At 42.4% G+C, this 22,184-nt stretch carries 22 protein-coding genes; 6 read left to right on the forward strand and 16 right to left on the reverse strand.

What is annotated here, in order from left to right; genetic code table 11:
• Positions 1–129: 129 nt before the first annotated feature.
• The 3 genes from H509_RS0100125 to H509_RS23870 all read right to left on the reverse strand — a co-directional run bounded on the left by H509_RS0100125 (position 130) and on the right by H509_RS23870 (position 5,078).
• Positions 130–1,713, reverse strand: coding sequence for a response regulator transcription factor (locus tag H509_RS0100125; RefSeq protein ID WP_028543270.1), 1,584 nt, complete (start codon positions 1,711–1,713; stop codon positions 130–132).
• A gap of 48 nt (positions 1,714–1,761) precedes the next feature.
• Positions 1,762–3,429 carry a sensor histidine kinase gene (locus H509_RS0100130; protein WP_245595948.1) on the reverse strand — a complete coding sequence of 556 codons (1,668 nt, stop codon included), beginning with the start codon at positions 3,427–3,429 and terminating at the stop codon, positions 1,762–1,764.
• Between the two features lie 104 nt (positions 3,430–3,533).
• Positions 3,534–5,078 (reverse strand): extracellular solute-binding protein, encoded by a 1,545-nt coding sequence (locus tag H509_RS23870; protein WP_036695711.1) that lies wholly within the window; start codon positions 5,076–5,078, stop codon positions 3,534–3,536.
• A gap of 359 nt (positions 5,079–5,437) precedes the next feature.
• On the opposite strand from H509_RS23870, the gene H509_RS0100140 reads away from it, so the two are divergent.
• The 5 genes from H509_RS0100140 (at position 5,438) to H509_RS0100165 (ending at position 10,471) form a co-directional block, all read left to right on the forward strand.
• Positions 5,438–6,007: a DUF4303 domain-containing protein gene (locus H509_RS0100140; protein WP_028543272.1), complete on the forward strand. Its 570-nt coding sequence runs from the start codon at positions 5,438–5,440 to the stop codon at positions 6,005–6,007.
• Positions 6,008–6,615: 608 nt separating this feature from the next.
• The gene (locus H509_RS0100150; protein WP_169450834.1) at positions 6,616–8,466 is read left to right on the forward strand and encodes an ABC transporter ATP-binding protein; all 1,851 of its coding nucleotides are present in this window, start codon (positions 6,616–6,618) and stop codon (positions 8,464–8,466) included.
• Positions 8,467–8,663: 197 nt separating this feature from the next.
• Complete coding sequence (locus H509_RS0100155; RefSeq protein ID WP_028543275.1) at positions 8,664–9,233, forward strand: RNA polymerase sigma factor; 570 nt, start codon at positions 8,664–8,666, stop codon at positions 9,231–9,233.
• Between the two features lie 111 nt (positions 9,234–9,344).
• Entirely contained in the window at positions 9,345–9,899 is a 555-nt protein-coding gene (locus H509_RS0100160; RefSeq protein ID WP_157277370.1) for a MauE/DoxX family redox-associated membrane protein, read from the forward strand.
• Positions 9,899–10,471, forward strand: a complete 573-nt coding sequence (locus H509_RS0100165) for a thioredoxin domain-containing protein (RefSeq protein ID WP_028543277.1) — start codon at positions 9,899–9,901, stop codon at positions 10,469–10,471. The genes H509_RS0100160 and H509_RS0100165 overlap by 1 nt, the downstream gene beginning before the upstream one ends.
• A 111-nt stretch (positions 10,472–10,582) precedes the next feature.
• On the opposite strand, the gene H509_RS0100170 is transcribed toward H509_RS0100165, so the two are convergent.
• The 13 genes from H509_RS0100170 to H509_RS0100230 form a co-directional block, all read right to left on the reverse strand.
• Positions 10,583–11,068 carry a DMT family transporter gene (locus tag H509_RS0100170; protein WP_028543278.1) on the reverse strand — a complete coding sequence of 162 codons (486 nt, stop codon included), beginning with the start codon at positions 11,066–11,068 and terminating at the stop codon, positions 10,583–10,585.
• An 81-nt stretch (positions 11,069–11,149) separates the two neighbouring features.
• Positions 11,150–11,848 (reverse strand): Crp/Fnr family transcriptional regulator, encoded by a 699-nt coding sequence (locus tag H509_RS0100175; protein ID WP_028543279.1) that lies wholly within the window; start codon positions 11,846–11,848, stop codon positions 11,150–11,152.
• 50 nt (positions 11,849–11,898) lie between these two features.
• Positions 11,899–12,324, reverse strand: a complete 426-nt coding sequence (locus H509_RS0100180; RefSeq protein ID WP_028543280.1) for a DMT family transporter — start codon at positions 12,322–12,324, stop codon at positions 11,899–11,901.
• Positions 12,325–12,442: 118 nt separating this feature from the next.
• Positions 12,443–13,321, reverse strand: coding sequence for an NmrA family NAD(P)-binding protein (locus H509_RS0100185; protein ID WP_028543281.1), 879 nt, complete (start codon positions 13,319–13,321; stop codon positions 12,443–12,445).
• The gene (locus tag H509_RS0100190) at positions 13,318–13,806 is read right to left on the reverse strand and encodes a hypothetical protein (RefSeq protein WP_051286733.1); all 489 of its coding nucleotides are present in this window, start codon (positions 13,804–13,806) and stop codon (positions 13,318–13,320) included. Before H509_RS0100190 ends, H509_RS0100185 begins: the two co-directional genes overlap by 4 nt.
• Positions 13,807–13,944: 138 nt before the next feature.
• On the reverse strand, positions 13,945–14,472 hold the full coding sequence (locus tag H509_RS0100195; RefSeq protein ID WP_028543283.1) for a MarR family winged helix-turn-helix transcriptional regulator: 528 nt from the start codon (positions 14,470–14,472) through the stop codon (positions 13,945–13,947).
• A 165-nt stretch (positions 14,473–14,637) separates the two neighbouring features.
• Positions 14,638–14,988 (reverse strand): DUF1801 domain-containing protein, encoded by a 351-nt coding sequence (locus H509_RS0100200; protein WP_028543284.1) that lies wholly within the window; start codon positions 14,986–14,988, stop codon positions 14,638–14,640.
• Between the two features lie 11 nt (positions 14,989–14,999).
• On the reverse strand, positions 15,000–15,422 hold the full coding sequence (locus H509_RS0100205) for a GNAT family N-acetyltransferase (protein WP_028543285.1): 423 nt from the start codon (positions 15,420–15,422) through the stop codon (positions 15,000–15,002).
• A 161-nt stretch (positions 15,423–15,583) separates the two neighbouring features.
• Positions 15,584–15,964, reverse strand: a complete 381-nt coding sequence (locus H509_RS0100210) for a VOC family protein (protein WP_028543286.1) — start codon at positions 15,962–15,964, stop codon at positions 15,584–15,586.
• A 138-nt stretch (positions 15,965–16,102) separates the two neighbouring features.
• On the reverse strand, positions 16,103–17,275 hold the full coding sequence (locus H509_RS0100215; protein ID WP_028543287.1) for an MFS transporter: 1,173 nt from the start codon (positions 17,273–17,275) through the stop codon (positions 16,103–16,105).
• 442 nt (positions 17,276–17,717) lie between these two features.
• The gene (locus H509_RS0100220) at positions 17,718–18,662 is read right to left on the reverse strand and encodes an alpha/beta hydrolase (RefSeq protein ID WP_028543288.1); all 945 of its coding nucleotides are present in this window, start codon (positions 18,660–18,662) and stop codon (positions 17,718–17,720) included.
• Positions 18,663–18,721: 59 nt separating this feature from the next.
• A complete protein-coding gene (locus tag H509_RS0100225) occupies positions 18,722–19,789 on the reverse strand; it encodes an LLM class flavin-dependent oxidoreductase (RefSeq protein ID WP_028543289.1) in 1,068 nt (355 codons plus the stop codon).
• A 177-nt stretch (positions 19,790–19,966) separates the two neighbouring features.
• A complete protein-coding gene (locus tag H509_RS0100230) occupies positions 19,967–21,184 on the reverse strand; it encodes an MFS transporter (RefSeq protein WP_157277392.1) in 1,218 nt (405 codons plus the stop codon).
• 355 nt (positions 21,185–21,539) lie between these two features.
• Between H509_RS0100230 and H509_RS0100235 the strand changes: the two genes are divergently transcribed.
• Positions 21,540–22,121 carry a TetR/AcrR family transcriptional regulator gene (locus tag H509_RS0100235; RefSeq protein WP_028543291.1) on the forward strand — a complete coding sequence of 194 codons (582 nt, stop codon included), beginning with the start codon at positions 21,540–21,542 and terminating at the stop codon, positions 22,119–22,121.
• Positions 22,122–22,184 lie beyond the last annotated feature (63 nt).

A 22,184-nucleotide genomic window follows, 5' to 3' on the forward strand; every position in this document is an offset into this window, starting at 1 on the left:
GCGATTCACCTAAGTCCGAATGGAGGAATCGCATACCTAAAGCTTACTAGGATTCGCCCAAGCTTCATACTAGACAGGGATGACATCATTCGGTGTTATGATGACAAGATCATACTTTTTTCGATCCTCCTATTGCTTGATACGACTGGGGGTTACTCCCCAATATTTGCGGAAAATTTTCGTGAAATAACTGACATCCCGATACCCAGTCATCGAGGCCGCATCATATACTTTCGCTCCGTTCAGCAAGGCAAATTTGGCTCGCTCCATCTTCCGCTCCAATACATATGCTGAAAAGGATACACCCGTTTCTTGCTTAAATAACCGACTTAAGTAAGAAGAATTAACATAGAATCGGTCAGCGACGGTATGAAGCGTATACTCTTGCTCCAGGTCAGAATCTAGTAGGTCCATGATGGCTTGTACCGTTTTATGAACAGCTTTTTTGCCGTGGCACAACGAATAGGCTACAATCTGGTTTACCGCATGCTGCAACACCTGATACATCTGCTCAGGAGTCGTTAACAGCTTCAAATCATGAAAATACTTAAAATTTGAACCCACTACTTCCTGTACGGACCAGCCATGCTTGCGTATAAATAAGGTCAGTATCCCTGTAATACACATAAGCTGCTCCATGATCACCTCATAGGACGCCTTGGTCACATGTAAATTTGACCACATATCAGCTATTGCTTGCATGGCTAACACCTCATCTGCTGAATGAAGTGCCAGCTCAAGGCGCTTATCTGCTTGTTGAGATGTGCTTGCTTCAGCACTTGCACCAATATCCGGTTCCACGTAAGGGATCGCTATACCTCCACCATAAACAATTCGCTGCTGTAAGGCCTTTGAAGCTTGAACGTATAAAGGGTTCAATTCATGAAGATGCCCCGTTTTGGCGCTAATCCCCGCGCTAACAGAAATAGGTAAGCATTGAGTGATGTTGCTAAGCAGCTTTTCAATTGTGGTGTGTATGTGCAAGAGCGCTTGGTGAACATCCTCGTTTTCCTTGATTTTAGCGATAGCTACAACTGCACCCTGCTTGTCTTTGCACAAATGATAAGTGGCAGCAGGAAGCAACTCTTTCATCAGATAAATAAACGGCTCTGTGAGCATCCTCTCACCCGATTCATATCGTTCCATTGGATCAATATCCAAAATGATTAGCGCATACCGAGCAAACACATCGATATCGAGCTTTAACGATTCCTTAAACGCCTCTATTTCCTCTTGAACATAATGTCCATCTATCAAGTTTTCATAGAAATGCTGGTTTAATATCGGCAAAAACTGTGTCCATCTCTGCTGCAACCAGACACGGTTGCTCCGTTCTATGAATTCGTTTTGCACCAGATGCGCTGCCTCCTTCACAGCCTGTAAAATGGACATTTCGGCTGCCGGCTTCAGCAAGTACTTAAATACCCCCAACTCAATTGCGGTCTGGGCATAATTAAAATTGTCATGGCCACTTAATATAATGAGCTTGATATGCGGATATAAACAACCGATCTGGCGTGCCAGAGAAAGTCCATCCATTTCCGGCATCTGGATATCCATAAGCATAATATCAGGCTGCTTACGCTTGACTTGCAGCAGAGCTTCCTCTCCATTGCGAGCCGTCCCTATCATGTCGATATCGTGCTCGTCCCATGACATGCGGGCTAAATTATCCAATAACCGAATTTCGTCCTCCACAATAAGTAGCTTCATATGATGCACTCCTGATCATAAATAGTTGTGGCTAGTTGGTGTGAAAGTCTACTCACCCTCATGCACGGGCAGCATCATCGTCACTGTGGTGCCTTCCCCCCACGCGCTAGTACATATAAGCCGTGCCTCTTTGCCGTAATACATTTTCATGCGTGAGCATACATTACGAAGTCCATATAAGCCTATATCAGATGCTTTCAAATAAGATAAGGGGCTGACCTCCGCAGCAATCTCATGTAAAGCTTGCTCGATCATGTGGAGCCTGTCTCCTTGTATTCCACTCCCGTTGTCCTGCACAGACAGCATTAGAAATCCATTCTGGATAGAACCAGACACGATCAATAACCCTCCGCCCTGCTTTTTCTCAAGTCCATGTATAACCGCATTTTCAACTAAAGGTTGCAGGAGCAGCTTTAATACAGAAATGGACTTGCATGCTTCTTGAACCTTGTACTTTACTTGGAAACTATCTAGCAATCTCGCCTGCTGAATTCGAATATAATAATCGAGATGCTCAATCGTTTCAGCAACTGTAAACGTATCTTTGCCTTTATGCAGACTCAGACGAAAAAAGTGAGACAAGTTCAGCACCATCTCGCTAATTTCTTCCGCTTCGTAATTTTTTGCCGTCCAGTATATCGAATTTAATGTGTTATATAAAAAATGGGGGTTAATTTGGGATTGCAGGAAGGAAAGCTCCGTTTTTACGATTCGCAGCTGCTGTTCGTAATGATCCTGAATAAGATGCTTTTGATGTGCAGCCATCCGATTATAGGCATGCATAAGGTATCCAAACTCATCTTTTCTTTTCGTTTTTAATTGAATATCGTAATGGCCTCCAATAAGACTTTTCATAGCATCTGTTAGCTGCCATAAAGGAGCAGCGATGCGATTGTAGATTCCCCACGAAATAAACAACGCCAACAGCAGGCTGCTTATAATAATTAAGTACGTGTACTGGCGCATCGGTTTCGTTTCCTCGTAAATGTCCTCATAGGGCTGCATCACCTCTAAAGTCCATGCATACTGTGGGGAATCCACACTTACTTTCAGCCTCTCCAGTTCGGTCTTCGTGTTACTCCCCTGCACCGTATCTGGAACCGCCGCTATTACGTGGCCCTCTCTATTTCTTAATACAACGTTCGTATGCTGAGACGTTAGCAAAGGCTTAAAAATGGCTGCAAGCTTATGTTTGTGCAAGGTCATCATCATGAGGCTTGGTGTTTGCCCACTCTCAGCTCGATCTAATAAACGAGAAAATGAAAGGGTATCGGGTGTGAGGGATTGCCCTGCGGACACTAGGTTTCCATTTGTACGTTCAGGTATCATCACACTCGTTTGTGAACTAGCTTGCGCCACTAGTTTTGCTATCCATGTCTGTTCCGCTGCTTCTTCTACGTGCCGTCCACCGAACACTGTTGAAATCATTGTGTTGGTTTCTGCATGATACATCGTAATTTGCGAGACGACTTGACTTACGGCCGTTATATTACCGAGCTCTCTCAGCAGTTCACTGTACTTGACGATCGTTAACGGTGACATTTCTGCCTCTTTAATCGCCATAATATCAAGCACTTTAGTATTTGTTGCAATCAGATTAAATAACACGTCCACATGCTGTACAGTCAATTCCAAGTTGTTCATTACTGACTCGAGCTTGTGCATATTTTGCTCATTTGCTTGCTTGACAATAATTTGATTGGCCCGATTATTCACGTATAGGCTTACCATGACTAGCGGAAGAAGCACGAGGAGAAAATATGCGGTGAGTCGTACATGTGAGTTCTGAAGAAACTTATCGTAGGCATACCTGATCATGTTCATTTCTGAATCCTTTTCGACACTATTTTATACCAGTCATTAACCTCTTTTGTAATTTGGCGGCCACCAGACGTGTTCCATCGCTCCACATAAGCATCAAAAGATTCAATCGGCTCCACCCCAACAATAATGGGAATGAAATTGTACTGTAATTCATTTAGTTCATTCCATTTTTTTTGCATGGTAGGTGTAGCTGGACCCCAGAACAGGTCGCGGACCGCATGCTTTTCCACCTTTTGAATGTTGTCATAGAGCTGATAATGCTTGCCGTAAGAATCCAAACGCAATTTCTGCAGCGTTGGATCGTGGACATTTACTAATGAAGAATAAATGCCTCTATATAGATGCTTGTCATGCTCTTTAAAATTTGTAATCATCTCCCCGTTCTTTCGTGTCCACACTTGATGCTCAAACCCTAAGATTAGCGTCTCTCTTCCCTTACCTGCGATAAAATTCAGCAGCCTGATTACATCAGCCGCACGTTCACTTCCACGTGTAATGACTTGGTATCCGTGCACAAGCCTTGAACCTTCAACACCTTGTCTACCTTGTTTACCGACCGGATATTCAAGTGAAACCCAGTGTGCCTCGGGTTCTCTTTTCCTATTATTAGCTATCGCTCCGCGTGTATCATACCAGGCACCAGCAAACAGTCCGACTTTCCCTCGTTCAATGTTCGCTAACATCGTCTGTCTTGTGTGAAGTGGGAAGTAAGGATCGATCCATTTCTCTTGATACAGCTCCTTAAAAAAGGCCAATGCTTCTTTCATCTCAGGAAGTGTATTGGCAAATACAAGCTCACCACCTCGTTCGGTCCACTGATTCAGTTGAATGCCAAACGCACCAAACAAGGGTGACGTGTACTGCAAGCCCCCCATCATAGATAATCCGTAAGTATCATGTTTGCCGTTGCCGTCCGGATCATTTGTTGCAAACGCCTTAATTACATGTTTGTAATCCTCAAGTGTGACAGGTCGCGGCAGCTTCAGCTTGTCCAGCCAATCTTGCCGTACATACATCAGCTCGTTTCCATTAACAAGATAACTGCTAGGTATGGCATAAATGTGCCCATTAAAAGTAACCTGCTCCCATGCCTCTTGCGGGATAACCCGTTTTAAATCAGGGCCGTATTTCTCGATCCAATCCTCAAGCGGCATTAACTTATTTTGCTGGACATAATTAGATAGACGAACTTTAGAATAAATACTTAGCATATCGGGAAGATTCGTATCCGAAGAAATTAAGGTGTGAAGTGTATTCTCATAACTTGTTACAGGCGGCATATAAACGTCGATGTTTAACCCCGTTTGCTCTTCGATATAAGTCAAATAAGGATTATGATTTTCATCCAAACCGTCTGGATAAGTAAAGCTTAGACTATTAATGACAATAGAGACCGGCTGCTGATCATGCGAAGTTTTGTTAGTGGAGACTCCCGTAAAGAGTGGGGAAAACTTAGGATAAAATGCAACCAATAGACCGATAAACACCATCAGGTAGATACTAATTATGAAGTAGTTTGCCCCTCTACTAATCCGTACCACCGTACAGACCACCCTTCCATTTTTGTACAAGTTTAATAACAAGCTTCCCCCTTTAGGTCGAACCTTCTACATCAATCTTCTCAATAATTTCTAAATTCTAAACCTATGCAAGGCGGACTTTTGTCCGATCAGACGTATTCTCAAAGTATAATACATGTTGGTAAGCGCAAACAATATGGTTTGACCTTTGTTCAAATATGCTCAGCTCTTTCGAACTAAAAAGCCACTAAGCTTCTTTAGAAGGATCGGCTCATGACTCTCCATCTCCTTGAGCGAGGCTAGTTAAATGATGATACTATAATACTAGGAATTAGGTGATCAACTCATTTATACCATATTTATGAAAGGGAGATACCCCAATGAAAGCTGAATTTGATTTTGTCTTGCTTAAGCAAGAGATTAAACAAGCAGCCATGCAAGCCTTCAGTGAAATCTACAACCAAACGAACCCGCACAATCCAGTCATTAGTTTTGCCCTGTATAGTGATGAAGGTGCTATGACAGTATGCCCGTCCACAAATACGAACCAGCATTTAAATGATATGGTGAAAGAAGAACCCGATGAGGCCCTCTATTACAAGTACGAGCCAGCAGAATGGGCATTTGAAGGAACCGGAGCGGACGAAGCATTTAACAACATTTGCACAAAACTACGGAACTACATTTTAAATGCAGAACAATCTGATGATGATCATGATGACAGCTTCGTTTCGTTCAGAGATACTTTATATCGTACATGTATCGAAGTGCTGGAGGAATTAGTCCTTGCCAACTTCTTTGCTGATATAACCAAACGCGACATTATCGTCCTGTTCTCCGTTACAGACTATGAGTACGATCGAAGCTCTTCTTTGCAAATGGTCAGCCGTCTCAACTCAGCCCCTGTAATCACTGAATACAAAGCTTGGATGGAGAAGTGGTGCGATTAGCACCCTTCTCCCTGCTATACGTAATCCGCCTTCTCGTTATCATCCCCCAACTCCATTCCACCCCATTTATCTCCTTTATTTTTTGAAACCATTACGATAATTCGATCTGTTGGATTAAAGCCGACGTATGCCCTTCATTTTCTTTTAACATTGAAAAATTGAAATAAGAGTGACAAAAACGAAATTGGTTGTGTTTATTAGTTAGAATGTCTTCCAAGAGTTCCCGCAAGTCTTTTTACAAATGATGAATTAAGGGAGGAAATCTAATGGAGAACGGTGTTTTGGCAACGAAGTACACGTGCACGTATTATACCAATTGTGTTATTGATTCTAGTAATTCAAGTTACAAGTATTGTGATTATGCACAATACACTTGTTGCGGGTGCAGTGACCCGAAACAGTACGGATTGTTGGCCTCGTCTGGTAGAAATCGGTTTAACCTATCTGCACCAAGCACAGAATGTTTCTTTGGTAACTGTTAATTCAGCTTAAAACCTTCATGTATTAGAACCATTTTGCGGGAACGACAACATACATCGCTGATAAACGTATGAATTTCGTTTATCAGCGATGTTTTATTACTTCAATGATAGGGTGTTAATATGATAATGAAAGAAGAGGCTTCACTGCCAAACTCCTCAACTCGTTTTATTTGGGTGAGTAAATACATATTGAAATTTTTATTGTACACATGGAAAATAGCACCTGTCCATTTATCGCTTCTACTGTTTATCCGATTGCTTCAATCTACGGTTCCAAGCCTACAATTGTTTATTACGAAAGAACTTATAGATTCAATCACGGAAGCATTTAAACACGGGGGCATGCATATCTCATCCACTTACAGCTTTTTAATGTTACAAACTTTACTTTTACTTTTTTCTCAATTATGCTTAATAATAGAAAAAATAAACAAAATAAAAATGCAGCAAAAAATCAACTTGTTTATAGAAACAAATATCGCCACAAAAACCTCGTCACTTTCCCTATCATACTTCGATAACAGTGAATTCTACGATCTTTTGTTAAGGGCTTCTTCTGGTCAAAGTCAAAGAGTAGTAGACCTAATGAACGGGCCCATGCAAATTGTTCAAAATACGCTGACACTTGCCACCCTTATTGGTATTTTAGCCCACTTCCATTGGCTAGCAGCAGTTACTGTGGTCGTGATGTCACTTCCTCCTCTACTACTTCATCTTCGAGAAGGTAAATTAAGATACAAGCTACTGACAGAACTTACCCCCTTAAGCAGAAGAATTAATTATTATTTCAACTTACTTATTGGACGTACGGCAGCAAAGGAGGTTCGTTTATTTGAATTACAGAGTCATTTTTTGAATAGGTGGAAGCTTCTGTTCAATCGCTCTGCAAACTTACAATTAACATTTGAATGTAAAAACAGTTATTATCAGGGATTGGTTGAAGCTTTGAACACGATTTTTGTTTCCATCATTTTAGCGTGGTTTATTTGGATGGGAGTGCATCAAAAACTCAGTTTGGGAGAATACGTAGCTATATCCCAAGCTTATCTTACCGTTCAAGGTCTTATGCTTGGCATTGCACTATCTATTTCGGGCATCTATGAGAATACATTGTCATTACGAGATATGTTCCGTTTTTTAGAACTGCCTAGCGAAGTATGCGCCTCCGAAGAAATGGATGACACCATCCCCTTTCCTGCTCTACGTAAAAAGGGAATTACCGTTCATAACTTAAGTTTTAAATATTCAGCAGATACGAGTTGGATATTAAAAGATATTTCTTTTTCAATACTTCCCGGCAAAAAAATAGCTATCGTTGGTAACAATGGCGCCGGAAAAAGCACGTTGATTAAATGCTTATTAGGTTTATACCGCACCTATGAAGGAACCATACTGTATGAAGATGTTGACTTAAAACAAATTCCTTCAAAGGTATTACTTCGTAATGCTAGCGCAGTTTTTCAAGATTTTGTGAAATACGAACAAACTGTAAAAGAAAATATTGGGTATGGAAACATGGATAGAATGACGGATGAAGAGATACTTGCTGCCGCTAAGAAAGGTGACGCACATTCTTTTGTGCAAAAACTAGAGCTTGGCTACGAAACAGAATTAGGAACTTCGTTTAATGGCGGGACTGAACTATCTGGAGGACAGTGGCAGAAGCTAGCAGTGAGTCGTGCTTTTATAAAAAATGCAGATATTGTTGTATTGGATGAACCGACTGCATCTTTAGATCCGTATGCTGAGGATGTTCTTTATAATACCTTTTCAGAGCTAGCAAACGGGAAGATTACCATTTTGATTTCACACCGATTGAGCAGTTGTATCAACGCCGATCTCATCCTGGTTATGAACAATGGGAAGATCGTAGAGCAAGGTACACATGAGGAGCTCATGTTAATTAATAATGGCAATTATGCAGAAATGTTTAGGCTTCAGTCCCAAAAGTATCAACCGGATATCGTGCACAGCTAATTTTTTAATCCGTACATAAGACATATTCCGATCATCCCCACTCTAAGTATATCCCCCTTCGTAACCTCATCCTAATTTTCCATATTTTATTATGAATACTCTCCATTTCCTTATCAGCATAATTAACGTTCGTTTTCATTATTTTTGTATCGTTTTGTATGAAGGATGTAAATGATGTTAGGAGGATAACTAATAACATGACCAAGAAACTTAACTTATTATATAATGCTAGTCTTTTTCCAAGGGATAAAAGGGTACAGATGGAACTATACTGGGAATTCTATTATTTGGTTTACGATATGGTCAAGTACATTATTAAGGAGCATGCCTCTACAGAAGATATTATTCAAGAAGCTTTTATAAGAAGTTTAAATCATGCGCATAAGTATCAGGAGCAAGACAAAATTGAAGGCTGGCTAAAAAAAATAGCCAAAAACACTGCGTTAAATTATTTTCGGAAAATAAAAAAAACACGCAATGAATTAATTGTCGGCTCTGTTGTGATTGACCATACCTGTGTCCTATTTACTCGTTCCCCCTCCATTGAGCAAGTGGTTGAGAAAAAATATAAAAACAAGTTGGTCACCCTTTGCATTAATCGATTAAATCCGGAGTATCGCAAAATTGTCGTTATGAAATATTATCACGATATGTCTTATAAAGAGATTGCTGCAAATCTAGCAACGACAGAAGGTGCTGTACGACAAAAACTTGCACGAGCAAGAGAAAAGATCAAAATAAGCTTTGAAAAAGAATGGGAGGTTTAGCCTAAATTCCATATCATAGTTTGGTTTTATAAAGATTTTAGAGTAATTAAAATAAATTCCGTGATATTTTAGCAATTGTATGTGTTATATGAGTGAAGTTTAAAACAAATAATGAACCACAACAGAAAGGAGCATATGATGACACTTTACCTTTTTGTCCAACTGTTTCTGGCAACTGTAATGATAGCTTCTGCACTATTTAAAGTCTTCTCCTTAAAATCGTTTAACACCACCATGCGTGAAATAGGCGTTTCGATTGGTGATGGGATGTACGGATCTATGTTTGTCATACTTCTGGAGCTAGTTGCGGGTATTTCCTTATTAATGGTTCCCTATAAGTTAATTGGAGCAAGCCTAGTGCTGTTATTGACCTTCGGTTACGCATGGGCGGTATGGAAAGCGAAACGGGCTGCAACTAAAATCAACTGTAATTGTTTCGGAGAGTTATTGCCTGATACGTTAGGAAAAAGCACCGTCATCAGAATTATTATGGTGTTCTCTTGTTGTTTAGTCGTTTTTTTATCCCCTACATTCTTACATCATATTGCTTTCATAGAACTGTTAAGTGCAATTTGTATTAGTTTAGGCATTATAGGAATGTACGCCTTAGTTAAGGCTCTAGCTAGCATTACATCTTCTCACCGTGAAGTAGGAGGATATAAATAATGTCATCCTTTATGCAGCTTTCCTTTATTATTCAATGGGTTTTTATTTTACTATTACTTTTTAGTGTGACCTATTTGATCCGAAATCGACAGCAGAATGTTGTTGTGCAGCATGAACCTCCTCTGCTGAAAGGTAACAGTCTTGAAGTCGGCTCCTATTTCCCAAGATTGGCCGTTACAAGTATGAATAATGCCGATATTCAACTACGCCAAACCCAATTTAACGGTTCTATTTTATTATTTAGCGTTTCAGGCTGTAGTGGATGCCAGTTAATGTACCCCAAAATAAATAACATTGCCAAACATTTTTCATCCTACCAAGTCTTATCTGTCATGATAGGGCCAAAAGAAGATATCCTCCAACTAAAAGAGAATTATGAAATCGAAATCCCTATACACCAAATCGAGATGAATGAGATGAATTTATATAGTACGTTTAGTTTTCCTTTTTGTTATATTTTATCCCAAGAAGGAATGATTATCGGGAAAGGGAACGTCCAGGACGAATTAGGAATTGAACAACTGCTACTACCTTATGTGCAAACGGATATCCGAAATGAGAAAGTCAGTTAATTTTATATGAAAGTTTTGTATGCAATAAAAGAATTTAATCATCTCCGTAATCTAAACAAAGAGCCGCGTGTCAAGTGCTCTATGTAAACATAACAATGAACACGCTGCTCTTTACGTTGATGAGCCATCAGATATCATTTTATTAGAACGATGATTTAGCGTATTCCCGCCTAATTTAAAAACAACAATGCCTCCTACAATGACTAAGACACCTATTAACTTATTAAAGGTAAACGGAACCTTCTCCAAGCCTAACCAACCTAACGAGTCCCATAACAAAGCAAATCCTAATTGTGAGGTCATCATAATCGAGACGGCATAAGTAGGCCCTAGCCGCTTTATCCCTTGCACCAGACAAGTTACAACGCCAACACCGATGATACCGCTGAACCAGTACCATAAAGGCATAGGATGCCAAGTTAATAACATTTTCCCTTCAAATATAAGTCCCATCGTCAACGAGGCCAGAAAACCCATCCCTAGCACCAACGTTGTTGTTGTCCAAGAGCCCGCCTGCTCATTCACTTTACTATTAAAAATATTTTGCAAACCTACTAACGCGCCTGCTATACAGGCTAATAACAATCCGATGATCATAACAAACCCTCTCATCTGCTAGTGTAGTCCTTATCAGGTTACCTTAGTTGTGACTCGTCGATCTGCGCTGTAAAACCTCGTTTATTCATAAATATTATGATTAGCAAGTGCGCTTAATCCCTCCCGGTCTTTAACCAAGATGCTCCCTCTGTGACGTTCGATCAGACCTTCTTCGCAAAATTTGTGAATAATCCGATTCAAATGTCTGTAACTTGTTCCAATTAGATTGGCTGCGTCCTTCAGGCTGATAGGACTTAATTGTTCGGTTAATAAGGTGTGTGACTCATCGAAGGAAACAGACAACAAATAGCTGGCAATCCGCACTTCTACGGGATACATCAAATTAAAGCTTAAAGAATTAGATTTGATACAAAATTTACGTGTAATAATTTCGAGTAATAGACGAAGCAGTGGTGCGTTATCTTTCCCGTACTTGCTCAGCCACCGTTGATGAACCACTATCATATGGACAGGAGATACCGCCTCGACCGTGTTCACAATGTCCATACCTCGCACATATTCAATATCACCAATCACCTCTAATGGCGTCTTAAAGGATAGAATCAATGCTTTACCTTCAGATGAGGTGGTGTACACCTTAACTTTTCCTTTTACAAGCAGATGTAAATGTTGAGCGGGGTCTCCTTGAGAGCAGATCACCTCCCCTTGATGAAAGCTGCACAGGGATAAGTGAGACATCCCCTCTTCATGAAAGATGGAGTCAAGCTGAAATGCATGCAAATAATGAAGCAACAGCTCACGATCTTTTATTTCCTTCATTTCACGACCTCCCTGTTTTTTCACCTAATCTATAAGCTGTTTACTGCTGTTTAGAATCTTAATATTAATACACCCGCAATCATCATACCGATCCCGACGAACTGCGGCAGTCGCATTTTTTGCTTCACCATGCCAAACCATCCGGTACTGTCCACAATAAAGGTAAAGCTTAATTGCGCGATCAATAAAGCGGATATCGTTAGGGTAACACCAATTTGATGGATTGCGGTGACATTGCTGAAAATAATAATCGCCGCAAAAGCACCACCTGCCATATACAACGGCTTCACCTGCTTAAATCGGTGCCATTTCCCATCACGGACAAACAATAAAATAGACAAGGCGATCACAAAACCGGTAAATTGGGTTATTGTCGCCGCTTGCCAAGTACCGATATCTTGACTGATTCGAGAATTGGCAACTCCCTGAAGCGTAATAAATGCACCCGCTAATAATGCAAATACAATTCCTTTCATTCATCTCCGCCCCCGAAATCGATTTATTTATAATTAAAAGATATGTTCAGGGATTTGGGAAAGGACATATGTCCTCAATTCCGTTCAAGTCTCTATTCTTCTCTGTATGGCGACGAAGCTACCGGAAATGTTCCACATATTGTTGAAGAAATGCATCTAACGTACGTGCTTCTCTTCCTAGTATTTGCTTCACCGCAGTGGTTGGCCTCTCTGGCAGCGCCACAGACATCGCTTGTATTTCAACCACATGATTAGCAAGCCACGGCGGCATATGTCCCCGCTCGATTAGATCTATGCGGTGTTGTGCAGACGAAAGGTTTATGTACCGAATGGATCGTTCAAGCAATGACGTCAACTTGTTTGCAATCTCGGGGTAGCTGAACACCTCTGAGCCAGTAAGGGTGTACACTTGTCCCACCCATTCCTTACTCGTTAATACTTGGGCCGCAACATCAGCAATATCACGACAATCAATAAAGTTGCATGCTGCATTTCCCATTGATCCAAAAAACATATTAGTAGTCTTCACTAAAGACGCTTGCTGCAATAAGTTTTGCATAAATGCATAGGGCCGCAGTATGGTATAGGCGAGACCTGACTTATACAGAGCGTTTTCAATTTCATGATGCCATCTTGCTACTTCCACCGGTGCGCTTCGTTCATACACAGGGCTTGATACTTTTACAATATGTTTGATCCCCATCTCTTTGGCGACACGTATAATCGAAGTTTCCCATTCAACCTGCTGCGGGCTGTTGGACAGCGCAAGAAACAGTTGGCTGCCCCCTGCAAAGGCACAACGCATTGATTGTGGATCAGAGGCATCCATAGCAGCAACTTCAATCTTTGACTGCTCCAGATTCCCAACCCGCTTGCCAAGACGGACTGCTAGCTTCTCAGGTTCTCTACTTAGAGCTCGAACGGGAGTTCCTGATTGTACGAAACGATCTAACAGAGCATGCCCAATTGTTCCAGTTGCACCAACAATAATAATCATTTTTTTGTCTCCCCTTTAGAAAATTTGGTATGATTGGCACTGTACCATCGCCAACTCACGCTTACACACGCAATCGTAGTAGATAACGGAAAATCAATACCAATCCGGCTAAACCACATCATGTAGCTGTGCGGCCACCACAAGTCATGCAGCCAGGAGGCTGCCTCTGCTGCAATCAGCCCAAATGCGGTACCTAAACAGGCAATGGCTCCAACGACCGCAACTTGCGGTGCCTTTATAAGCCAGCGTTTATGAATACCGCGGCTTTGCAGCCATAATCCAACCAGCAAAGCTGTGCATGCGGACATCCCCCCAATAGAAGATAATGCGCCTATTTGGAGCCCTTTATCACCAGTTATCACCCCACCGATGCCTGCCATAATGGCAGGGGCAGCATAAGCCATCATCACTTCACGCCATAATACGAACTGTCGTGATGGTCTTGCCTTCACTCGCCTAATGTCTGGACGGCTTTGGTAGTTCATCTCTGATTCTCTCCCTTCTGGTTCATTCAACTTTAGTTCACCCATATAATTAGGAACCTAACTATATCGGAGTAAAAAGGAGCTAGGTTCACTAGCCCATTTTACGCTTACTGATGCGATGGAATACAATTAGGGTCCTTATTCCGTTAGCGATGAGATTCCATGTGTCACTTTACTTAACAGATCAAGGAATAGACTACGCTCCTCTACACTTAGCAGGCCAACAATCGCTTCCATTCTGGCAAAGTGCTCCTCTGCCATGTCCTGCAGCTTCTCCGCTCCAAGCTCCGTTAACACAACCGAACGCTGACGACCATCAACAGAACTGGTCCGACGGGATACAAGACCATCGCGCTCCAATATATCGATCAGCCCCGTTACGGTAGCTCTTGTAACGCCGAGGTGCTCCGCCAATTGCGATGGCAGTTCCTCCCCTGCGTTATCTTCAAGGTCCGCCAGTAAACGGTATCTGCCCGTCGATAAGCCAAATTTGGAGAAATGGACTTCCGCCGCATGACCAAGCTTCGTTCCCGCTGCCATTAATCTCGCTGCGACAAGTACAGTCTGTGCGTCTACATCCAAATCGTAACGTTCGATCTGACGCTTTAATTGAGCAAGCGAAGGAATGGCTTCATACTCATTTGGAATATTATGTTCATTTGTCATATATATAATATGGTACCTAACTACTTCGTTGTCAACCCCTATTTTTATTTTTTATCCGAAACTGTTTACATTTCCCCGTCATATAAATCAACTAAAAAGGGGCTCCAGCTTAAACTTGCAGCATGGAAGCCCCACCTTTTAGAAAGCAGAATAGCACGTAAACCACTACAGTGTCTCAGCTGCCTGTTTTACTAAACTCAACAATTGATCTGTATCTACTTCATGCCCCTGCCGTATTTTGATCGTTTTGCGTTCTGGAGGCCCCTCAAACAATCCTTCTGGGAGAATAAGCCCCGTTGCGTTAAATATGGTGAAGCTCACTGCATCTTTTGACGTTGAGATCACGGCTGCATACTTCCCATTTTTCAAAAAATGAGGCTTTTTGTATTGAATACGCTCCAACACATCAGGCAGTGCTTGATGAACAACTTCACGGAGTCGAGCTGCTAATTCCCTTTGCCAAGGTTCTTTGATTTCAGCTAGAAAATCGGATACTTCCTGATTATGAGTCATCATTTATGCTCCTTTTAATATAAGTCTTTTTTCAAATAATAGTGTGTGTACGTCCCCGCATTTTCAATGGACCCATACACCTCAAAGCCATGTCTCTTATAAAAATCCAGCGCTTGAAAGCTTAACGTATCTAGCTTAATAAAATCACACTTGTTATCTCGTGCAATCTGTTCGACTTCGGCTATTAGCTTGCTGCCGTAGCCTTGTTTCCGCAGCGCTTCGTCTACGTATAAATAATGCACCTCTAGCCAATTAAAGCAGATCTCACCTACAATACCGCCGTGTACTTGACCGTTCTCATTTTTGACAAACAGATTTACTTCTTCATTTCTGCCTTTTAAATGTTCTGGGAAATGCCGTGCATTAAATGAAATAAGTCCATTTCGTACGTATTGCTTGTCCGTGCTACTGGATTCACGCTTAATATGAAAATCCATCGTCTCACTCCTGTTCTAAGTTGCTGCTCTGCCGTGAATGGGATACACTCCCTTTTTCTTTTAACACATTTATCCATATAACTATATCATGCGAAACGGCAATAGGGCTACTGCTCGAAAAGAACGAACAGTAACCCCATGACAGTCAAACTAAAAGTTAACTACTTTTTCTCCATGATCGCAAAGTAATTTTGTTCCTCGTCTGCAAAGTTAAACACTCTACCAGAAGGCATGCTAACCATTTCACCAACTGTAATCTGTTTATCCGCAAAATCTTTGTACAGTTGATCAAGATTATCTGCAAAGAACAACAGCGAAGGTGTACCCAAATTTAATTCAGGCTGCATCTTGGCAATCAGTTCCTTGTTATGCAGGACGATGCTTGTTGCTGCATCTTTAGAAGGTGCAATTTCAATCCATCTCAAACCTTGCCCATTATCCTCTTCCGAAATGACACTAAACCCTACTTTTTCTGTCCAAAATTTCACTGCTTCATCCTGATTGTTTACATAAACCATAATTTGACCCACTTTAGTAATCATTTACTTCACTTCCTCTCTGCTTGTTATGTTTATACTATTTTTTACATTTTAACTTTTGCTTATACTTAATTTACAACATTATCGTCTATCTGTGCACACTAGATTCCGTTCCCATATGGTTTTGTGACACACGTGCTTTTACTTCAATTTAAACGCCATCAAAAAAGTGAGAAACAGAATACAAGCCCCTGCTATAAATGGCGCAAATACATGTACATCGAATAAACTTCCAGCCAAAGTCGGACCTACAATATTCCCGATACTGATATAGGCATTATTCATACCCGCCACATAACCTTGCTCACTTCCCGCCATTTTAGAAAGCTGTGTTTGAAGTGCAGGTCGAAGCATAGCTGTAGCCAAAAAAATACATGAGGTGACCAGAAAGATGCTCCAGAAATTAACGGCCAATAAAAGTCCTATATAGGCAAATGAAGTTAACAGCAAGGATCCTTTTATCACGTTGTGTTCGCCAAACTTCTTCACCACTTTTGTTACCATTAATGCCTGCATGCCCACTCCAATAATCGCACCTGTCGTTAAAATGATAGCAATATGCTGAGGTGTAAACTGGAAACGATTCGTTACATACAAACCTAGCACGGATTCAAAATTTGCGATGCCAAACGTCATCACGAGGACGAGCACAAAGAGCAGCGCGTACTTGGATTTTATAGATTGGGCGTACTGTTTCAAAATAGATTCCCGAGGTTTATTCTTTTCCCGTGCTGATTTCATTTGATCTGGCGACAAACTTTCTGGTAAACAAAGGAGTGAAAAAATAACGGCAGCAACCGCCGCACCAGTCGCTACATAGAGTGGCATTCTCGTTCCATACCCTGCAAGAAATCCTCCCAGTCCAGGTCCGATTACAAATCCGCAGGACATTGCTGCTGATAACAGGCTATTTCCTTTTACGCGATCTTCGGTAGTTGTAATATCAGCTACATAAGCCATCATTGGAGGAATCATTAAGGCCGCAGCCACACCTTCGAGCAGCCTTGAAGCATACAACATCCATAGCGCATCTCCAATAGCAAATATAAACTTGGCTACAGCAAAGACAATAACACCTGCAATAATAAACGGCTTCCTACCATACCGATCCGATAATTGTCCTGTGCGTGGAGATAGCAAAAACTGTGTAATCCCATAGGCTGCCACCAATAATCCCATCGACTGTCCACTTGCTCCAAATTCAATAATTAACTCTGGCAAAATAGGCGTTATTAACCCTACCCCTACCATAACAATAAATATATTAACCATAAGAATCACGAGTACACTTTTATGGTTTGTTAATGTAACCATACTACGCCTCCTCACTTGCAGCACAGCAATTTTTAATATCTGTTAATTGCCTATATGTGACTTTTGAATTTATGATATTCGAAATGCAAAAAACCTCCTTATCCACGAATGACGGGATAGGAGGCAGCGATGTAGAAATACGAACAAAAAGATACACGGCTCGCGTCAAAGAGCAACTATCTTATCGTCCATATAAAAAAGCCCGCACTAATCCTATCCAGAAAATTCGTATGTTACGATTTTTCTTTTGTGGAATCGGATTAGTAGATCATTGGCTTTTGGTCACCCTTTCCAAACTTATTGTCAGTCAGCATAGCATAGTGCAGTTAAGAAGGTCAATCCAAATTGTTCTATTTTGCAGCCTCGCATGTGTGCTAACTAGATGTACTTGATTAAAAGACACAACTCACGTTATTACGAATTGTGTTTTATTTCTGAGGCGTCAAATTGAAGGATTAAGCGCTCTGGCCATTGCGTCCACATAGCTCTCAATAGCACGTTGGCTCACTTTCGCTTCTGGCACAAACACTTCAAAACAGTGGAAGCTCCCTGGATACATCTGAAACTCAACGTCAACACCCGCTTGTGCAAGACGTGTCACATATTCGATAATCTCATCGCGGAACAGATCTAGCTGCCCCACGCACGTATAGGTCGGCGGCAGTCCAGCCAAGCTATCCGCTCGCGCGGGTACCGCATATGGAGACAATTCGTGAGTATCCTCCTCCTTGCCCAAGTACATGCGCCAAGCTTCCAAATTGTTTGCTCGGTTCCAGGTAGCGTTTTCCGCCGTGATTTCATAGCTGGATGCCGTCGTATTACGATTGTCAATCATCGGATATAGCGGCATTTGGAAAATAAGTGCAGGCCCTCCTTTATCCCGCGCCATTAGTGCAAGCGCAGCAGTCAAACCTCCACCCCCGCTTGCACCAGCAATCGCAACCCGATCCACATCGATGCCAAGCAGCTCCGCTTTGTCCGTCATCCATACCAAGCCGGCATAACAGTCCTCAATGGCGGCTGGATAAGGATGCTCTGGAGCAAGTCGATAATCAACTGACACGACAACACAATTAGCCCCCTGCACGAAGCGCTCGCACAATGCGTCATCCATATCTGGATGACCGAGCACATAGCCACCTCCATGTATCCACAGCATGGCGGGAAGCTTTGCATCCGTTCTGTTTGCTGGTTCATAAATTTTGACTAACATCTCATCTGCTGCGCCCCTAATCATTTTGCTTATCGTGCGAACATGCTCCGATGCCACAATAGGAGGACCAGACAGCATATTTCTGCTCCCCTGCAAGTTCGCTTCCAACTGGAAGCCAGGAAATTGCGCTAACGCCGACTTTAACTCCGGTAACACCCGTTTTTCAAAATGCATATGTATTCCTCCACTAGTAGAATGTCATGTCGAATCAAATCCACATTTATGAATGTAACTTACAATAGGGCTTCGCTCCCCGTTTCTAATTCCCACTTGGCTATTTCTGCCCTAACCCGCGGCGCTACCTCAGTCCCTAGCAGTTCAATAGCTTTCATCACTTGATCATGTGGCATCGTACTTAATGGCACATACATCATAAAGCGTGTAATCCCGACATGTTTGCGCAGATGAATAATCTTCTGCGCAACCGTGTCCGGATCACCTACATACAGCGCCCCATCAAAGCTGCGTGCTGCATCGAAGCTGGCACGATCATAATGCGCCCATCCACGCTCCTTGCCTAACTTATTCATACCTGCTTGTGTAGATGGAAAAAAGGTGTCGGCCGCCAGCTCCGTGTCTTCTGCCACAAATCCGATTGAGTGTGAACCGACTCGAAGCTGCGATAAATCATGACCTGCGTGTGCCGCTGCCTTCTTATAAAGCTGCACCAGCGGTGCAAAGTGCATCGGGCTTCCACCAATAATAGCGAGCATCAGTGGCAGTCCCAACAGACCGGCACGAATAGCCGATTCCTGATTTCCCCCGCTGCCAACCCATATCGGCAAAGAACTTTGAACAGGTCGTGGATATACGCCCAAATGGTTAATCGCTGGCCGATGTCCGCCCTTCCAGGTTACCTTTTCTGACGCACGTATTTTAAGAAGCAGCTCCAAATGCTCGTCAAACAGCGCATCATAGTCATTGAGGTCATAGCCAAACAACGGAAATGATTCAACAAAAGAGCCTCGCCCCGCCATAATCTCCGCACGTCCATTTGAAAGTCCATCCAATGCCGCAAAATCCTGAAACACCCGCACAGGATCAGCTGATGACAGCACTGTCACCGCACTAGTCAATCGAATCCGTTTCGTCTGGGATGCAGCGGCAGCGAGTACAACCGCTGGTGAAGACGCTGCATAATCCTCACGGTGATGTTCGCCTATCCCAAACACATCCAGCCCGACTTGATCGGCCAAAATCATTTCTTCAACCACCTCACGCAATCGCTGCGCGTGGCTGATCACTTCACCCGTTTGAATATCCGGTTTTGTTTCTACAAACGAAGTAATCCCAATTTCCACAAGTCATCTCTCCTTCATAAAGTTCCTTCGTACATGAACCTGAATAACAGTCTATAGTTTGATTTTCGTTAATTCGATTTCATATATCTCTATTTCAAATTATTAATCCGTTCTTTGCGGCACACGGACAATCCCCCCGATGCTTGTTTCTTCACCTGAATAGCGTAGGACACTTGCTTAGGCTGATGCTGTGGTTGTAGAACGACTGGTCACAATCCAGAATAGAAGAGCTGCTGCACTAACAGTCGCCCCAAGCAAGCTTACTCCCCCCCAACCATAGTGCGCATAAGTATGAGTTGAAGCAATTGAACCGCTTGCACTGCCAATAGAATAGAACACCATGTATCCGGCAGTAAGCCGACTCCGCGCCTCCGCACGCAAAGGAAGGATCATCGTCTGATTCGTTACATGTACTGCCTGTACGGCCAAGTCAAGCAGAACAATACCGATCACTAAAGCGATCAAAGACTGCTCTGTATAACTGATCAACAGCCAAGACACCAACAATAGAATCAAAGCAATACCTGTCGTTTTCTGTCCGTAACCTCGGTCAGCCAGCTTCCCTGCCCGTGCTGCGGCCAACGCTCCTGCTACTCCTACAAGCCCGAATGCCCCAATGGCACTGTGGGATAGAGATAAGGGCGGTGCATGAAGAGGCAGCACGAGTGATGTCCATAAAATGCTGAAGTCAGCAAAGATCAACAGGGCCAAAATGGAGCGGATGCGTAACACCCTTTCCTGTACAAACAACCTAAAGACCGAACTAAGCAGTTGCAGATAGGTCAGTGATTGCACCTCACGTTCAACATGAGGCAGCACCTTAAAAAACATACAAATCATAATAAACAGAAGCGCAGCTGAAACCAGATATACGGAACGCCAACCCGCAAGATCAGTAAGTATGCCTGAAATGGACCGTGCAAGCAGTATGCCGATTACAATTCCACTTGTTACGATGCCAACAACACGTCCTCGTTCGGCTGGAGCAGCCATATTTGCTGCAAACGCCACAAGCGTCTGGGTCACTACAGCAAGCAGTCCCACCATTGCCATACCTGCGAATAGCGCTGTGCTGGTGGAGGCTGTTCCCACGATAACGAGAGCCAGCATAGATAGTAACATCTGACCGATAATCAAGCGGCGCTGGTGCAGTAAATCTCCAAGCGGCACCAGCAGCAGCAGTCCCACCCCATAAAAGATCTGAGTGATGGTAATCACCATACCAATGGTGGAGTAATCGATACCAAACTCACTCGACAGTTGATCGAGAAGTGGCTGTGCGAAGTAAATATTAGCAACTGACATGCCACAAGCAACTGCAAACAAAAGAGTCACATAGCGAGACATGGGCACACGATGATCCAAGTCAGATGTTTCTAACGCCTTCTGCGACATATCCGCATTTCGATTGACGTTTACTGCCCCATTGTCTATACCCTCCTCTATTTTATACACATATAGCCTCCTTCCCTTTGCCTAATACGCATAATAACATACCAATCAGTACGTTATAACGCCCAGTAAATATAACGCGCAGATGGGATTTGTGTCAACACATTTATTTAGTAAAACAAGTGATTCATTACGTTTCATCATTATTCCAATTACGTGAAGGCAGGCTTCCTTTGACAAATTAAACTGCTAATTATACAATAATAATATACTGTTCAGTAAGTAAATATTGACCAGGATTTAGGATTTAAATTTCTAGTCATAAATGAAAAATAAATCGTAACGAGAGGTATTCAAGATGGCGAGAACTCGCGAATTTGACGAAGAAAAAGTATTGGATGCAGCGATGCAGCTATTTTGGGAGAAGGGATATGAGGCGACCTCATTAAGTGATTTAACAGCCAGAATGGGCATACAACGTCCTAGCATATACTCCGCTTTTGGGGATAAGAAAGAATTGTTCGAAGCCGCGCTGCGTAAATATACGATGTCCCGTGCTTCAGATGTACGTGCCAGACTTCAAAGCCACTCCTCTGTAAAAGAAGCATTTTCCACTTTTTTTGAAGATGTAATTTCGGAGGAGTATGTAGGGGACCGCAGTCGGGGCTGCTTTTGCATCAATACGATGGTGGAGCTTGCGCCCCATGATGAGAAATTTGAAATTTTGACCAGGGAACATCAAATGTACCTAGCTGTTATATTCCAAGAAACGATTGAACGAGGTATACAATCAGGTGAACTTGAGGCAACTGTAGACGCAAGAGCATTATCGCAGGCGCTCATTATATCGTTAATTGGGTTAACCGTCATGATGAAGTCTCGCCCTCAACGAGCATTTGTTGATAACGCGGTAAAAGCGACACTTGCATTGCTTCAATAATATGAGTGGATTTCAAGCTGAAACCGCCTAAAGCCCCTGCAACGGAGATTGTCTTAATCCTCA

Origin of the sequence: Paenibacillus taiwanensis DSM 18679, from assembly GCF_000425125.1 — a bacterium.
Lineage (GTDB): Bacteria > Bacillota > Bacilli > Paenibacillales > Paenibacillaceae > Paenibacillus_B > Paenibacillus_B taiwanensis.

Excerpts from the sequence above, each read along its gene's own strand:
- H509_RS0100205 (WP_028543285.1), bottom strand. The coding sequence starts at position 15,422 with ATGGATTTTCATATTAAGCGTGAATCCAGTAGCACGGACAAGCAATAC.
- H509_RS0100235 (WP_028543291.1), top strand. The coding sequence starts at position 21,540 with ATGGCGAGAACTCGCGAATTTGACGAAGAAAAAGTATTGGATGCAGCG.
- H509_RS0100175 (WP_028543279.1), bottom strand. The coding sequence starts at position 11,848 with ATGAAGGAAATAAAAGATCGTGAGCTGTTGCTTCATTATTTGCATGCA.
- H509_RS0100210 (WP_028543286.1), bottom strand. The coding sequence starts at position 15,964 with ATGATTACTAAAGTGGGTCAAATTATGGTTTATGTAAACAATCAGGAT.
- H509_RS0100150 (WP_169450834.1), top strand. The coding sequence starts at position 6,616 with ATGAAAGAAGAGGCTTCACTGCCAAACTCCTCAACTCGTTTTATTTGG.
- H509_RS0100200 (WP_028543284.1), bottom strand. The coding sequence starts at position 14,988 with ATGATGACTCATAATCAGGAAGTATCCGATTTTCTAGCTGAAATCAAA.
- H509_RS0100125 (WP_028543270.1), bottom strand. The coding sequence starts at position 1,713 with ATGAAGCTACTTATTGTGGAGGACGAAATTCGGTTATTGGATAATTTA.
- H509_RS0100140 (WP_028543272.1), top strand. The coding sequence starts at position 5,438 with ATGAAAGCTGAATTTGATTTTGTCTTGCTTAAGCAAGAGATTAAACAA.
- H509_RS0100185 (WP_028543281.1), bottom strand. The coding sequence starts at position 13,321 with ATGATTATTATTGTTGGTGCAACTGGAACAATTGGGCATGCTCTGTTA.
- H509_RS0100230 (WP_157277392.1), bottom strand. The coding sequence starts at position 21,184 with ATGTCGCAGAAGGCGTTAGAAACATCTGACTTGGATCATCGTGTGCCC.
- H509_RS0100165 (WP_028543277.1), top strand. The coding sequence starts at position 9,899 with ATGTCATCCTTTATGCAGCTTTCCTTTATTATTCAATGGGTTTTTATT.
- H509_RS0100220 (WP_028543288.1), bottom strand. The coding sequence starts at position 18,662 with ATGCATTTTGAAAAACGGGTGTTACCGGAGTTAAAGTCGGCGTTAGCG.
- H509_RS0100160 (WP_157277370.1), top strand. The coding sequence starts at position 9,345 with ATGAACCACAACAGAAAGGAGCATATGATGACACTTTACCTTTTTGTC.
- H509_RS0100215 (WP_028543287.1), bottom strand. The coding sequence starts at position 17,275 with ATGGTTACATTAACAAACCATAAAAGTGTACTCGTGATTCTTATGGTT.
- H509_RS0100155 (WP_028543275.1), top strand. The coding sequence starts at position 8,664 with ATGACCAAGAAACTTAACTTATTATATAATGCTAGTCTTTTTCCAAGG.
- H509_RS0100190 (WP_051286733.1), bottom strand. The coding sequence starts at position 13,806 with ATGAACTACCAAAGCCGTCCAGACATTAGGCGAGTGAAGGCAAGACCA.
- H509_RS0100195 (WP_028543283.1), bottom strand. The coding sequence starts at position 14,472 with ATGACAAATGAACATAATATTCCAAATGAGTATGAAGCCATTCCTTCG.
- H509_RS0100170 (WP_028543278.1), bottom strand. The coding sequence starts at position 11,068 with ATGATCATCGGATTGTTATTAGCCTGTATAGCAGGCGCGTTAGTAGGT.
- H509_RS0100180 (WP_028543280.1), bottom strand. The coding sequence starts at position 12,324 with ATGAAAGGAATTGTATTTGCATTATTAGCGGGTGCATTTATTACGCTT.